The sequence below is a fragment of the Cyclobacterium sp. SOCE241 genome, from assembly GCF_056867545.1.
Map to the genome: position 1 here is coordinate 1944530 of NZ_CP149779.1, position 13914 is coordinate 1958443.

The window sequence follows — 13914 nt, forward strand, 5'->3', positions numbered from 1 at the left end:
TAAAAACACTAAGTACTTCATATTGGCAAATAACGGTAAAATAACCACAAATTATTGTTTAAATTCCTTAAATTTGTGTCAAAAAGACAATAATGGCAAGAGTACTCACAGGTATACAAAGTTCAGGAAAACCGCATTTAGGGAATATTTTGGGTGCAATAAAACCAGCCATAACTTTGACAAAAAATGAAGACAATGAATCATTTATCTTCATCGCAGATTTTCATTCACTTACTACGATCAAAGATCCAGCAGTTAGAATTGACAATGTCAATGCTGTTGCTGCAGCATGGTTGGCTTTCGGGCTGGATATTGACAGGTCAGTATTTTACAGGCAGTCAAGAATACCACAGGTAACTGAACTTACTTGGTACCTAAGTTGCTTTACACCATATCCCATGCTGGCCAATGCCCATAGCTTTAAAGACAAATCTGATCGCTTATCAGATGTCAATGCAGGGCTATTTACCTATCCTGTATTGATGGCGGCAGATATTCTGCTTTATAGTGCAGACTTGGTACCCGTAGGTAAAGATCAGTTGCAACACTTAGAAATCTCTAGAGACATTGCCAGTGCTTTTAACCACCGTTTAGGTGAAGAGGTATTAAAAATACCGGAGCCACGGATCAGTAATGAAGTGATGATAATTCCAGGTACGGATGGTCAAAAAATGAGTAAATCTTACAACAATTTCATCGATATTTTTTTACCAGAAAAGCAATTAAAGAAAAATGTCAATACCATTGTGACGGATAGTACACCTCTGGAAGAGCCTAAAGACCCGGATGTTTGCAATGTTTACAAACTCTATAAACTTATAGCTAGCGAAGAACAAACCCTTGCCTTGCGAGAAAAGTATTTGGCAGGTAATTTTGGTTATGGCCATGCTAAAAAAGAATTACTTGGCTTGATCTTAGACAGTTACAAACATGAAAGGGAGCAATTCTCATATTATATGAACAATCTTCCGGAATTGGAGGCAAAACTCGAAGCCGGTGAAGAAAAAGCCAGAGAAGAGGCCGGTGAAATTTTAGCAATAGTTAGAAAAAAACTTGGCTTTGGGTAAATCCACAATATCGAGTTTAGGTTAAAGCTTGATATTTTATTTCTCAAAAAGATGAAAAACAGGTACTAAACTACCTGTTTTTTTGCCATTTTGTTCTTTTTAAATGCATCAAAAAAATCGGCAATCCGGAAAACAAAAATATTGTTTAACCCGATTGCCAATAATAAAGATTAAATAATTTTTCTAATTACCTGGATCTCCAAAGGTCTTTTAATGATCTTCCATTGATTACCATGACAAAACGAGTTGGATTTGGCACCAAGACTATCCTCACATCTTGCCCATCGAATTGTTCAGATTCAATTGGAACGCCTTCTCTACCTTGGACATCATAGGTAATGACGCCTCTTGCATCCGGTAACATTGGAATATAGTTGTTTGCCAAATAAGCAGAAGGCAGAAGCACATCATTGTCAGACACCAATTTGGCATAAATGTCTTCTAATTTACTTTCCAATTCGTCTCCAAACTCCTCATTCAAATCATCTTCAAGGTCATGCATTTCCTCCTCGATGTCATCATATTCAGGGTCAGCATAAGTTATTTCACTCAACTTTATTCGCAATTTCACGATCTTGGTGAGCTCCACATCTAATTTCTCAAAATCCATATAAGCTAATACTATTATATTTTTTAAATAGATGAAGGTAAATAATATGAAACCATATTCCAACTTAGAATTATTAAAAGTATGGGAGCCAACTTATTATTTTATTAGAAGGAAAAATCTAAAGGCTCATTAAGGCATAATCCATATAAATGCTTATATTTTGGCTATAATTCTCAAACCATAGTAATTTTTTTAAAAATATGACTGACACAATCATAATCGAAAAAGCTCAAGCTTGGCTTAATAGTAACATCGACGAAAAGAGTAAAGCAGAGATTCATGCTTTATTAAATGCACAAGACCAAACGGAACTTATTGATTCCTTTTATAAAGATCTAGAGTTTGGCACAGGAGGTTTAAGAGGATTAATGGGTGTGGGTTCCAACAGAATGAATGTTTATACCATTGGAATGGCCACCCAAGGATTGGCGAATTACCTTAAAGCCTCTTTTCCCGAAGAGGAAATAAGCCTTGCAATTACCCATGATTCCAGAATCAACAACACGCTTTTTGCAGAAACTACCGCAAATGTATTGACCGCGAATGGAATTAAAGTAAAATATTTTAAAGACATGCGCCCTACACCTATGCTTTCCTTCGCCATCAGGCACTATGGTTGTAAGAGTGGGGTGATGGTAACAGCATCCCATAATCCTAAAGAGTACAATGGCTATAAAGTTTATTGGGATGATGGTGGTCAAGTGGTTGCACCCCATGACAAAAATATCATTGCCGAGGTGATGAAAATTAAATCTATAGATGATGTAAATTGGGCCAAAGACGACACTTTAAAGGAGTATATTGAAGAAGATTTTGACAACATTTACCTTGATGAAGTCAATAAGTTAAGCATGTCACCGCTAACCAATTTAGCAGAAAAAGACATGACCATTGTTTTTTCACCTATCCATGGTGCATCCGGAAAAATGGTTCCTGATGCCTTAAAGGTTTTCGGTTTTGAGAATGTTCATGTGGTTAAAGAACAAATTGAACCGGATGGTAACTTCCCGACGGTTAAATACCCTAACCCGGAAGAAACAGAAGCATTGGATCTTTCAATTAAACTTGCCAAAGAAATTAATGCTGAGCTAGTATTAGCCTGTGACCCGGATGGGGACCGGTATGCTGCAGTCGTTAAAAACGAAAACAATGACTATGAATTACTAAATGGTAATCAGACAGGCGCCCTTATCATCTATTACCTGCTCAATATGTACCGTGAACAGGGAAGACTTACCGGAAACCAATTTACAGTAAGTACCATCGTGACTACGGGCTTATTGGGAGAAATTAGTAAAGGTTTTGGCGTTGAATATTATGATGTGCTAACAGGTTTCAAAAACATTGCAGCAGTAATATTAGCCAATGAAGGTAAAAAGAATTTATTGCCGGAGGAGAAGAGAGTTATGGATTTCTGGTAGGAGATTTTGTGAGAGATAAAGATGGGGTTTCTGCGTGTGCAGTAGTGGCTGAAATTATGGCTTACTACAAACAAAAAGGCCTAAATATAATAGACGTCTTGGCTGAGATTTACATGGAATACGGATTCTATAAAGAAGCACTTATTTCCATCACTAAGAAAGGCAAAGACGGAGCAGAACAAATTCAGGAGTTGATGAAGGGCTTTAGGACCAATAAGCCTAAATCAATCAATGGAATTGCCGTTAGCAAGATCGTGGATGTACAAGAAAGCATCAGCTATGACATGAAATCGGGTACCGAGGAAAAATTAGAGCTGGATAAATCCAATGTAATACAATTTTACCTTGAAGATGGAAGCAAAATTTCTGCAAGACCATCCGGCACAGAACCTAAAATAAAATACTACATCTCTGTCAATGAAAATTTACCCAACAGAGATGCCTATCGGGCCACAGAGGCCTCCCTTGAAGCAAAAATCAGTGCTTTGAAATCATTCTTTGAATAAAATAAATGATAATGCCGGCAATAAAGCCGGCATTTTTTTGCTTATCCTTCCTCCTGTTTCTTTTTTGCATATACCCCGAATAAATAAGAGAAAATAACCGTCCCTCCTGCTATCGTAGGAATATAAGGATGGTAAATGACTCTAAAAAAATACAATATATATACGATTGCCGCTATAAGCCCAATTAAGGCAACGATAATTTGAAGCTTCTTCAACATAATTATTTTAATGTAAAACTAATGGTATGCTCTCCTAAGGATAGGCTAAAGGATGCACTATCAAATGTAGGAGCAGAAAAAGCAGCTCTTGCATCATTAGAAAATCCATAGCGATCTTTTGGTATTCCAAACAAATTTTTGCGCATTACACCATCCCCATCAGCATCATAAAATGCCGAAACAGCATAAATACCCGTTTCCAAATTCTCAAATTTAAAAATAGCTTTCCCTGATTGAACCTTGGCTGTAGCAGTTTCAAGAGCCTCAGTAGCTTGCTCTGGAAAACCTTTGTCCCCTTTGAACAACAACAGCTGCACAAATCCGGAATCTGTATCTGGTACTTCTACCTGTATGGTCAACTGTGCGCTATTGTCTGGAAGGTAAAGCCCCATAAGTAAAGTGAAAAGAATAAGTATGGTTTGGTTAATCATTTTGCTAAAGTACGCAATTGATCTATTTTACCTGAACTTGTTAACTTGAATTTGGGAAAAAACAAGATTTTTCGGGGATTATGAAATTTAGGAAGCAAGCTTTTCGCCCTTTGGAGTAATAATTTTCCGGCTTCAACATCTTCCTTTCCTTCAATAACCAAAGTCAAAGCTTGGCCCAGCTTATCATCCTTAATCCCTGCTAAAAAAACATGCAATTAGGAAAGTACTCTTGCATAAGGTCTCCTATTTTTTGTGCAACTTCTTCCGGATGTATTTTTATCCCGCCCGAATTCACCACATGATCTGCTCTACCCTTCCATGTAAAAGAGTTTTCACCTTCAAGGTTTACAATATCATTTGTCTGCAACCAAGCTTTGCCCCCATAGGAGCAAGAATCATGAGTCGATTGGAGGCATCTACTTTTACCTGCACATTGGGTAAAGCCTGGTAAATTAAATTGCCATGGCTTTTTAAATTGGCAAGTGCAATGTGAGAAACCGTCTCCGTCATGCCATAAGTCTGAAAGACCTTGCCCGGTAAAAGACTCAGTTTCACTCTCAAATTAGCAGATATGGGGGCACCACCAATGATTATATTTTTAATTTTTCCCAATGCTAAGGCTCCTTTCTTTGAAGTCAAGCTTTTTTCTACTTGCAAAGGTACCAAGGCAACGAAATCAAAAAACTCATTTTCCAATCCTTTAAGCGGGTTGCCATCTGCCGGTTTCACAATTAATTCTCCCTCCCACTCTAAGGCTCTGACAAGCATCATTTTACCGGCTACCTTCTCGGTATCAAGGCAACAAAGCATTTTACAGCCTTTGTTAAACCCAAAAAGGCTTTGGTAGCCTTAGCACTTTCTGCCAATTGCTTACGGGAAACTGTCACTTTCTTAGGCAAGCCTGTAGATCCTGAAGTTAATAGATCAAAATTATCCTTGCCGTTCAACCACTGCTCACAAAAATTAAAAGCTTTTCTGTAAGTTGAAGGCAAATGATTGCCCTCCCTCTTCGAATCTGATCTATTGTAAAAGTTGTGTTTCCGAATGTTATCATAGCTTTTTGCCTGTACAAAATAAAGAAATTATAAACTCTCAGCCATAATCAGCAAGGTTAATTTTACAAAATAAAAATAGGCTGTTAACTTGCAACAAAAAATCAACCTGGAAATGATCAATTGGAAAACAGTAAAAGAATACAAAGACATTACATATAAAAAATGTGAAGGGGTGGCCAGAATCGCCTTCAACAGACCGGATGTTAGAAATGCCTTTCGTCCCCAAACCACCAGTGAACTTTATGATGCCTTTTTGGATGCACGGGAAGATGTAAACATTGGTGTGGTTTTGTTGTCTGCAGAAGGTCCTTCCTCTAAAGATGGAGTTTATTCCTTTTGTAGTGGGGGAGATCAAAAAGCAAGGGGTCACCAAGGGTATGTAGGTGAAGACGGGATGCACCGCTTAAACATTTTGGAGGTACAACGGTTAATTCGCTTTATGCCAAAAGTGGTTATAGCTGTAGTTCCAGGTTGGGCAGTTGGAGGTGGACACAGTCTGCATGTTATTTGTGATCTTACTCTGGCAAGTAAGGAACATGCCATTTTTAAACAAACTGATGCGGATGTAACCAGTTTTGATGGAGGATATGGATCTGCCTATTTAGCCAAAATGGTAGGTCAAAAGAAAGCCCGCGAAATTTTCTTTTTGGGACGCAACTATTCTGCTCAAGAAGCCTATGAGATGGGAATGGTAAATGCAGTTATTCCCCACGATGAACTGGAAGACACTGCTTTTCAATGGGCCCAAGAAATTTTGGAAAAATCTCCTACTTCAATAAAAATGTTAAAATTTGCATTTAACCTTACAGATGACGGCATGGTTGGTCAGCAAGTTTTTGCTGGAGAAGCAACGAGGCTAGCCTATATGACTGAAGAGGCAAAAGAAGGCCGAGATGCTTTTCTCCAGAAACGCAAGCCTAATTTTAAACATATTAAATGGATACCTTAAATCCACTAAATCTTTATAATCATTAATTTTCAACTCAGAGATTAAGTAAGAAATAGCTGGAGGAAGCATCAATTCTACAGCTATTTCTTCCTATTTTTATATTTCAATCATTTTTCTACCATCCTTTCTATATTTTCATGATTTTAGTCATGATTTTTCCTGACCGTCTCCATTGGCGTTTCTTACTAATTTTGGTATTTTTAACTAATTCCTATTGAGAACTAAAAAGAGAATTAGAATGATGGATTTTGATTTAAAAAAATACGAAATTGAGGTAACTGACATTTTGAGAAATGGGGAAACTGCCTTGTTATATGAGGCTGCCTTGAGGTTAGAGAAAGGATCTGCTATTTCCAGTACAGGAGCTTTAATGGTATACTCAGGCACTAAAACAGGAAGAAGCCCTAAAGACAAGCGGATCGTAAGACACCCTGAGTCTGAGAAAGACATCGATTGGGGTTCGGTAAATTATGAAATGGACGAGCACACTTTTATGGTGAATAGAGAGCGAGCCATAGATTATTTCAACACTAGGGAACATCTGTATGTAGTAGATGCTTTTGCGGGTTGGGATCCAAAGTTCAGAATTAAAGTAAGAATAATTTGCACAAGAGCATACCATGCCTTGTTTATGCAAAACATGCTTATTCTTCCTTCCGAAGAAGAGCTTAAAGAATTTGGAGAGCCGGATTATGTGATATTTAATGCGGGAGAATTTCCGGCCAACCACTTCACTACCAATATGACTTCCAAAACAAGTGTAGGGATAAGCTTGGAAAATAAAGAAGTGGTAATTTTAGGTACTGAGTATGCCGGAGAAATGAAAAAGGGGATCTTTACAATAATGAACTACTTAATGCCTGAGCAAGATGTATTATCTATGCACTGCTCAGCTAATGTAGGGGAAAAAGGAGATGTCACCTTACTCTTTGGCTTATCGGGCACAGGCAAAACAACTCTTAGTGCAGATCCAAAACGCAAGCTAATTGGTGATGATGAGCATTGTTGGCACAATGACGGTGTTTTCAATATAGAGGGTGGTTGCTATGCCAAAGCCATTGATTTAAGTGAAGAAGCAGAGCCTGACATTTTTGGTGCCATTCGCTATGGTACAGTTTTAGAAAACGTTGTTTATGATCCAGTAAGTAGAAAAGTTGATTATTCTGATACTACAATCACTCAAAACACCCGTGCCTCCTACCCAATCGATTATATAGAAAACACCAAAATCCCATGTACTGCAGGGCATCCAAAGAACATCATTTTTCTTACCTGTGATGCTTTTGGAGTATTACCTCCGGTAAGTAAGTTAGATGCGGAACAAGCAAGCTACCACTTTATTTCAGGATATACTGCCAAGGTTGCAGGTACGGAAATGGGGGTGAAAGATCCTGAAGCTACCTTTAGCGCTTGTTTTGGTGCGGCATTTATGATGTGGCATCCAAATAAATATGCTAACTTATTGGCTGACAAAATAAAAAATCACAATGTGAATGCTTGGTTGGTCAATACGGGATGGAGTGGTGGTTCCTATGGTGTAGGGGCAAGAATAAATTTAAAATATACACGAGCGATTCTAGACGCGATCCACAATGGGGATTTTGACAATGTTTCATTCGTGAAAGAAAATGATTTTAAACTTCAAATCCCTACAAGCTGCCCCGGAGTGCCAAGTGAAATATTGGTTCCTGAAAATACATGGAAGGATCAGGAGAAATTTAAGGAAATTAAAAACAAACTAATTAATCTTTTTAAAGACAATTTTAACCAATTTAAGGATCAAGTTGATAACAAAATCATTCAAGCCGGCCCAAAATAAATTGCAAATGAAAAGCTACAATTGTTTTGCTATACTCATTGCTTTCGTAGGTATAGTTTTAATTCAATGTCAATCAAAAATAGACGAAGGGGTGTCCATAGGCACCCCTTCTCTTTTAATTGATAACAAGGAAATTCTACCTTTTGAAGAATTTGTTTCAAGTATTGAATTCATCCCGTTAATTGCCCCAAAAGACACCTTGATTAATCTTTCCTGCAGTGTTTATGACTTGGTCATAAAAGACAAGATTTATTATGCCAGTAGGTGCTCCAAGGACTTCTCCATTCATTCCTTTGATCTTAGTGGAAATCACCTCCGTAGCTGGAACAAAAAAGGAAGCGGCCCCGGTGAATATCCTGCTATTCATGACATAATAGTAGAGAACAGCACACTATTCATTAACACAGGAAGGGGAATTTACTAAAATACAGCCTGCCAGCGTTTGAATATCTAGGTGAAATTAAATTGGTGGATAACAACTTTGTCCCTACCGTCTCAAAAAATGGAGAAGATAGTTGGTTAATTTCCTCTGAAAAAATTGGGAATGGTCAAGAAAAAATTTTTCAAATTTTAAATACAAAAACTAATGAAGTTAAAGCACTCCCCATTTTATCTCTCCCCTATAGTGGTGAGTTAAACCCCGGATTGATCGCAGATTCAGAAATGGGGAAAATATTGAATTTTGGACTATCCGATACAATTTATCATTTTCAGGAAGATACGGTAACATCTTATCTTTCTCTAAATTTTGGAAGTAAGGGAATTGCTGCCGAGGACTATGAATTGGAAGGGCACACTTTTATGGAAAAAATTCTCCTTTCACAAAATTACGCCTTCAACTCGGGCTTAATAGATTATAGTGATGGAGTCTTAAAGCTAATGATTTATGGGCTTGAAAAAAGTAATAATTTTGACCAAGGAGATCTTTCTACTTTTCCTTTTTATGATGTATTTATTCAACGTGACACGGGCAAGAAGAAAATCACCAAATCATTAACCGATGTCCGAAACAGTAGTTATTCAAAAGAGGGATATTTTTATCAAGTTATGCAATATGAAGATTGGCAAAGGGCGATAGATATTTCTTACTTCGGAAAGCATGAAGAACAACTATTACAATGCATTGAAAACTTAACTGATGAAGAGGACCCCATCATATTAAAGTATAAAGTGACATTTTAAAAATAATTTGCCGGGAAATAGCGAATAAAAAAAAACCTAAAAGCTTAATTTTGAAAATACAACATTTTCTAAAAGATGAGAACCGAACTTTACCCCAACTTATTAATTGAAAATATAAATTTCATGAAAAATTCAACTTACATCTTGTACCCCTTTCTAATGCTGATCTGTTTGATCACCTCTCAACTGACCGTCCATGCCCAAAACCATCAAGAAGAAATCTACAAAATTGCCGAAAATGACACCTTAAAAATGGACATTTTTCTTTCTGATGAAAATAAGAAGGACAAGCCAGCAATCGTATTTTTCTTCGGAGGAGGATGGGTTTCCGGAAGTTGGGATCAATTCCGCCCTCATGCAGTGCATTTTTCAAAAAAGGTTTTGTTACCATACTCGTAGATTACAGGGTTGCTTCAAGGCATGGAACCAGCCCATTTGAAGCGATCGAAGATGCAAAATCGGCCATGAAATATGTCAAAATGAATGCAGAAAGGTTTGGTATTGATTCTGCCAAAGTGATTGCATCCGGAGGTTCTGCCGGGGGACATCTTGCGGCAAGTACCGCAACAATTTCAGGGTTTGAAAGTGATGCTTTAAAAGAAATAAGTGCAAAGCCTGTTGCCCTACTTCTCTTCAACCCTGTCATTGACAACGGACCAGCAGGATATGGTTACGATCGACTTGGAGAACGCTACAAAGAGGTTTCTCCCTTGCACAATCTAAAAGAGGGAGTTCCACCCACGCTTTTCTTTTTGGGTACAAAAGATCGATTAATTCCTGTAATAACTGGCAGGTATTATCAAAAAGCAATGGAAAAATTAGGAAGCTATTGTGAATTTGTATTATATGATGGTCAGCCACATGGTTTTTTCAATTTTAAGAACAGAGAAATTTATGAACAAACTATTTTAGAAACTGAAGCATTTCTAGAAAAAATCGGGTTGTTTCCTAAATCTTAAAACCACCGTTAATCCGCTAACTAAAAACAATATCATTACCAAAATGTTAATTCTAATTTAAAGTTTCATTCAATTGGAAATGTTATAAAAACATGTTAAAAAGTGTAAATAAAACACTTTATAATGATTTTTGGAGAAAATTAGATGAAATATTATTTGGTATAAACAGGAAATTTGAAATATTTAATTTTTTTCAACTTAATGAAAAGATATGCTAATATGACGCTTGCGCTTCCATTTGTTTTTCTTAAGTTTAAAAAATCATAACAATTTAAATACTTACTCAGTAAGGCATTGCGCCAGAAATATAGCTGTAGTCGGTTAAAATAAACCCACCTAGAAGCCTTTGTATTACAAAGGCTTTTTTATTTTTTATTGTAAGAGAAAAGCTTCCAAAACATCTCCAACAAAATAGGCTACTAACGCGGCTATTATACCAAGTAAAAGTGTTTCAATTACACTTTGCCAAATCCCGGTCTGGTTGACCCAACTCTTTAAAGCACCCACCAATATAAAGGCCGAGCCGGTTAACAGACAAGTCCAGAAAAAACATCAAAATCCACTTCATAAAAGTAATCCCATACATAAACTATTAAGGGAATAAATCCTACCACCACAAAAGATATAAGCGTTGCCAAACCTATTTTTAAAGGGCTTTTAACCTCTTCAATCATATTGAGTTCGTCCTTCATCATTTCATTCACCCATCTATCCCTATCAGCCACAATCACCTCCACAACCTCTTGCAATAACTTCCCTTCAAATCCTTTTTCCTTATAAATGGCAACAATTTCTTCACGCTCTTTTTTTGGTATATTGTCCACCTCCCAATATTCTATGTTTTTGTGTTTTTGGTAATTTTCCTTTTCCGATTTGGAAGACAGGTAAGCTCCAATTGACATGGACAACCCATCCGCAAACAAATTGGCAAAACCCAAAACAATAATTACCATAGGATCCAGGTTTGCCCCCACAGCACCGGCCACTACAGCGAAAGTGGTAACTGCTCCATCTATACCTCCATATACAAATTCCCTCAGGTATTCTTGGAGATTTTTAAAGAATGGTATTTCTTGATGTAATTCTGACTCTTCCAAAGTATATGATTTAAAATTTTAAATAGTAAAATGCTGATGGCAACGTGAATGCAATTTCAGCAGGTACATTTTTAATTTACAAAAATTCAAGTAATTGTTGACACGCTACTTTATATTCCTTTATAATAAAACACCTTGGCTTCTCTAATGCGCTGAAACATGCATTATAATGGTGCTAACTGATAATGAGTTATGATAAAAATTTGTACTGTAATTATAATAATCAAAGCCAGGGCGGGTTGAGTTAGCCCAAAGGAACTATTACCCTTTTTGAGAGACTGAAATTGAATATTTGAAATTAATGTCCTTGAATATGAAAGTGATAAAGCAAAACACTTCTTTTTTTCGTCCTACTATTGTATAAAAACAAACATTCTTCTACCTTTGTACCACTTCAAACGAGGAGTAATAAAGAAACAAAAAAGGAGTGGTAGTTCAGCTGGTTAGAATGCCTGCCTGTCACGCAGGAGGTCGCGGGTTCGAGTCCCGTCCATTCCGCACAAAAGCCTTGGTTTTCCAAGGCTTTTTTTGACTTCTTAATATTTATTAACCTATTATCACTTTTAAAGGTGAGAAATTAACAAAATAGTGGTAGTTCAGCCGGTTAGAATGTCCCGACTTATCGGGAAGGTCGCTGGATCGAAACTTAAGAAGTAAAAATATTGGAGTGGTAGTTCAGCTGGTTAGAATGTCCCGACTTATCGGGAAGGTAGCTGGATCGAAACTTAAGAAGTAAAAATATTGGAGTGGTAGTTCAGTTGATTAGAATGTCCCGACTTATCGGGAAGGTCGCTGGATCGAAACTTAAGAAGTAAAAATATTGGAGTGGTAGTTCAGCTGGTTAGAATGTCCCGACTTATCGGGAAGGTCGCTGGATCGAATCTTAAGAAGTAAAAATATTGGATTGGTAGTTCAGTTGATTAGAATGTCCCGACTTATCGGGAAGGTCGCTGGATCGAAACTTAAAAAGTAAAAATATTGGAGTGGTAGTTCAGCCGATTAGAATGTCCCGACTTATCGGGAAGGTCGCTGGATCGAAACTTAAGAAGTAAAAATATTGGAGTGGTAGTTCAGTTGGTTAGAATGTCCCGACTTATCGGGAAGGTCGCTGGATCGAAACTTAAGAAGTAAAAATATTGGAGTGGTAGTTCAGCCGGTTAGAATGTCCCGACTTTTCGGGAAGGTCGCTGGATCGAAACTTAAGAAGTAAAAATATTGGAGTGGTAGTTCAGCCGATTAGAATGTTCCGACTTATCGGGAAGGTCGGTGGATCGAAACTTTAGAAGTAAAAATATTGGAGTGGTAGTTCAGCTGGTTAGAATGTCCCGACTTATCGGGAAGGTCGCTGGATCGAAACTTAAGAAGTAAAAATATTGGAGTGGTAGTTCAGCTGGTTAGAATGTCCCGACTTATCGGGAAGGTCGCTGGATCGAAACTTAAGAAGTAAAAATATTGGAGTGGTAGTTCAGCTGGTTAGAATGCCTGCCTGTCACGCAGGAGGTCGCGGGTTCGAGTCCCGTCCATTCCGCATAAAAGCCTTGGTTTTCCAAGGCTTTTTTGTTGGTTCTTTTTTTAAAAGAATTCCTTAACACACCACTATATTAACAATTACTTTTAGGCTAAAAAACTTCCTGAAGGAGAATAACAAATATAAAATACCTGAAAATCTCCTTCAGAAAATTATGTTTTTCATAGGATTAATATCAAATAGACTAAACAGGAATTCCTTCAGTCTCTTTCATTCGATCCCAATTTCTATGTTGGGCAATTGCTTTTATAAAAGCATCAGGCGCAGCATTGATCAGTACCGCTTTGTCGTCTTTGAAATCTTTTACATAAGTTTCATCCAAAAGGTCCTCCCCTCATTATCTGCAGCTATGGCTTTGCAGTGTTTTAAGGTTTCATTGATAAACTTTTTGAATTTAGGTGTCTTTGATAAAGCATCAATTGAAGACTGCCCTCCCGGTATGTATATGGCATCAAATAGAACACTTTCCGTAGTGGTTATGCTTGCGCCTACAGGATGCTCCATACCAGTATCACATTTTATTGCCCCACCATGAGGAGCAATGATCATGCAAACAGCATTTTCAGCTTCTAACGCCGATTTCATTTGTTTAAAATCGTCCATTTTAAATCCGTCTGCGGCTAAAAAAGCAATTTTACGAGTAGCAATGCTATCAAATTTGGTGTTGGCTTGACTCAGTGCCGTTGACTTTTCGAGATAGATTTTTTTAGGTCCGGGTTGATAATCTGCTACATTAACATCTGCACCTATCGCTTGGTTTATAGGTTCCTCTATTTTTTCCGGAACACTAAGACCTAAATTACCTGCAACCTCCTCAGCCAATTCATCATCTATTTGTGCTATCATCCATAGCATTCTTTCTTTGATATGTTTATGGTTACATTTTCCCAACTCAAAGGAATAAGCATTGGCCACATGGCTTTTTCCCAATCTGCAAGACTTCTATAAAAAAGAGCCGGCTGAGAAAAGAAATCGTTGAAACTTTCGCTTCTGGCTCTAATTTTTTTACCGTCTATTTTTTCTTCATATGAAGAAAAGGCCCCCTCTGCTATCTTTGAAAGATGCGGACATC

Annotated in this window: 12 protein-coding genes, 2 tRNA genes and 4 pseudogenes; 10 read left to right on the plus strand and 8 right to left on the minus strand. The window is 37.4% G+C overall.

The window, feature by feature from the left end:
* The first annotated feature begins 92 nt into the window (after nt 1-92).
* Nucleotides 93-1067 carry a tryptophan--tRNA ligase gene (gene trpS, locus WG932_RS09515; protein WP_149394548.1) on the plus strand — a complete coding sequence of 325 codons (975 nt, stop codon included), beginning with the start codon at nt 93-95 and terminating at the stop codon, nt 1065-1067.
* A gap of 187 nt (nt 1068-1254) precedes the next feature.
* Here the strand turns inward: trpS and WG932_RS09520 are convergent, their stop codons facing one another.
* The gene (locus tag WG932_RS09520) at nt 1255-1677 is read right to left on the minus strand and encodes a hypothetical protein (RefSeq protein ID WP_014022947.1); all 423 of its coding nucleotides are present in this window, start codon (nt 1675-1677) and stop codon (nt 1255-1257) included.
* Between the two features lie 200 nt (nt 1678-1877).
* On the opposite strand from WG932_RS09520, the pseudogene WG932_RS09525 reads away from it, so the two are divergent.
* A pseudogene (locus WG932_RS09525) lies at nt 1878-3604 on the plus strand (phospho-sugar mutase).
* Nucleotides 3605-3645: 41 nt separating this feature from the next.
* On the opposite strand, the gene WG932_RS09530 reads toward WG932_RS09525, so the two are convergent.
* The 3 genes and pseudogenes from WG932_RS09530 to WG932_RS09540 all read right to left on the minus strand — a co-directional run.
* Nucleotides 3646-3822 carry a hypothetical protein gene (locus WG932_RS09530; RefSeq protein ID WP_014022949.1) on the minus strand — a complete coding sequence of 59 codons (177 nt, stop codon included), beginning with the start codon at nt 3820-3822 and terminating at the stop codon, nt 3646-3648.
* A 2-nt stretch (nt 3823-3824) separates the two neighbouring features.
* On the minus strand, nt 3825-4253 hold the full coding sequence (locus WG932_RS09535) for a DUF2141 domain-containing protein (protein ID WP_014022950.1): 429 nt from the start codon (nt 4251-4253) through the stop codon (nt 3825-3827).
* Between the two features lie 345 nt (nt 4254-4598).
* Nucleotides 4599-5072 (minus strand): annotated as a pseudogene (locus WG932_RS09540) (AMP-binding protein); the annotation flags it as partial.
* Between the two features lie 348 nt (nt 5073-5420).
* Between WG932_RS09540 and WG932_RS09545 the strand changes: the two are divergent.
* The 6 genes from WG932_RS09545 to WG932_RS09570 all read left to right on the plus strand — a co-directional run bounded on the left by WG932_RS09545 (nt 5421) and on the right by WG932_RS09570 (nt 10217).
* Nucleotides 5421-6257: a 1,4-dihydroxy-2-naphthoyl-CoA synthase gene (locus WG932_RS09545; RefSeq protein ID WP_187770973.1), complete on the plus strand. Its 837-nt coding sequence runs from the start codon at nt 5421-5423 to the stop codon at nt 6255-6257.
* A gap of 238 nt (nt 6258-6495) precedes the next feature.
* Complete coding sequence (gene pckA, locus WG932_RS09550; RefSeq protein ID WP_483087764.1) at nt 6496-8076, plus strand: phosphoenolpyruvate carboxykinase (ATP); 1581 nt, start codon at nt 6496-6498, stop codon at nt 8074-8076.
* A 7-nt stretch (nt 8077-8083) separates the two neighbouring features.
* Complete coding sequence (locus tag WG932_RS09555) at nt 8084-8500, plus strand: 6-bladed beta-propeller (RefSeq protein ID WP_483087765.1); 417 nt, start codon at nt 8084-8086, stop codon at nt 8498-8500.
* 44 nt (nt 8501-8544) lie between these two features.
* Complete coding sequence (locus WG932_RS09560; RefSeq protein WP_483087766.1) at nt 8545-9258, plus strand: hypothetical protein; 714 nt, start codon at nt 8545-8547, stop codon at nt 9256-9258.
* A gap of 123 nt (nt 9259-9381) precedes the next feature.
* Nucleotides 9382-9657 (plus strand): alpha/beta hydrolase, encoded by a 276-nt coding sequence (locus WG932_RS09565; RefSeq protein WP_483087767.1) that lies wholly within the window; start codon nt 9382-9384, stop codon nt 9655-9657.
* Nucleotides 9579-10217, plus strand: coding sequence for an alpha/beta hydrolase (locus WG932_RS09570; protein ID WP_483087768.1), 639 nt, complete (start codon nt 9579-9581; stop codon nt 10215-10217). The genes WG932_RS09565 and WG932_RS09570 overlap by 79 nt, the downstream gene beginning before the upstream one ends.
* Nucleotides 10218-10589: 372 nt before the next feature.
* Here the strand turns inward: WG932_RS09570 and WG932_RS09575 are convergent.
* Nucleotides 10590-11314: pseudogene (locus WG932_RS09575) on the minus strand (VIT1/CCC1 transporter family protein).
* 424 nt (nt 11315-11738) lie between these two features.
* On the opposite strand from WG932_RS09575, the gene WG932_RS09580 reads away from it, so the two are divergent.
* A tRNA-Asp gene (locus tag WG932_RS09580) sits at nt 11739-11812 on the plus strand.
* Between the two features lie 956 nt (nt 11813-12768).
* A tRNA-Asp gene (locus WG932_RS09585) sits at nt 12769-12842 on the plus strand.
* A 184-nt stretch (nt 12843-13026) separates the two neighbouring features.
* Here the strand turns inward: WG932_RS09585 and WG932_RS09590 are convergent.
* The 3 genes and pseudogenes from WG932_RS09590 to WG932_RS09600 all read right to left on the minus strand — a co-directional run.
* Nucleotides 13027-13164 carry a hypothetical protein gene (locus WG932_RS09590; protein ID WP_483087769.1) on the minus strand — a complete coding sequence of 46 codons (138 nt, stop codon included), beginning with the start codon at nt 13162-13164 and terminating at the stop codon, nt 13027-13029.
* A complete protein-coding gene (locus WG932_RS09595) occupies nt 13146-13688 on the minus strand; it encodes a DJ-1/PfpI family protein (protein ID WP_483088613.1) in 543 nt (180 codons plus the stop codon). The genes WG932_RS09590 and WG932_RS09595 overlap by 19 nt, the downstream gene beginning before the upstream one ends.
* Nucleotides 13689-13697: 9 nt before the next feature.
* Nucleotides 13698-13757 (minus strand): annotated as a pseudogene (locus WG932_RS09600) (hypothetical protein); the annotation flags it as partial.
* Nucleotides 13758-13914: the final 157 nt, after the last annotated feature.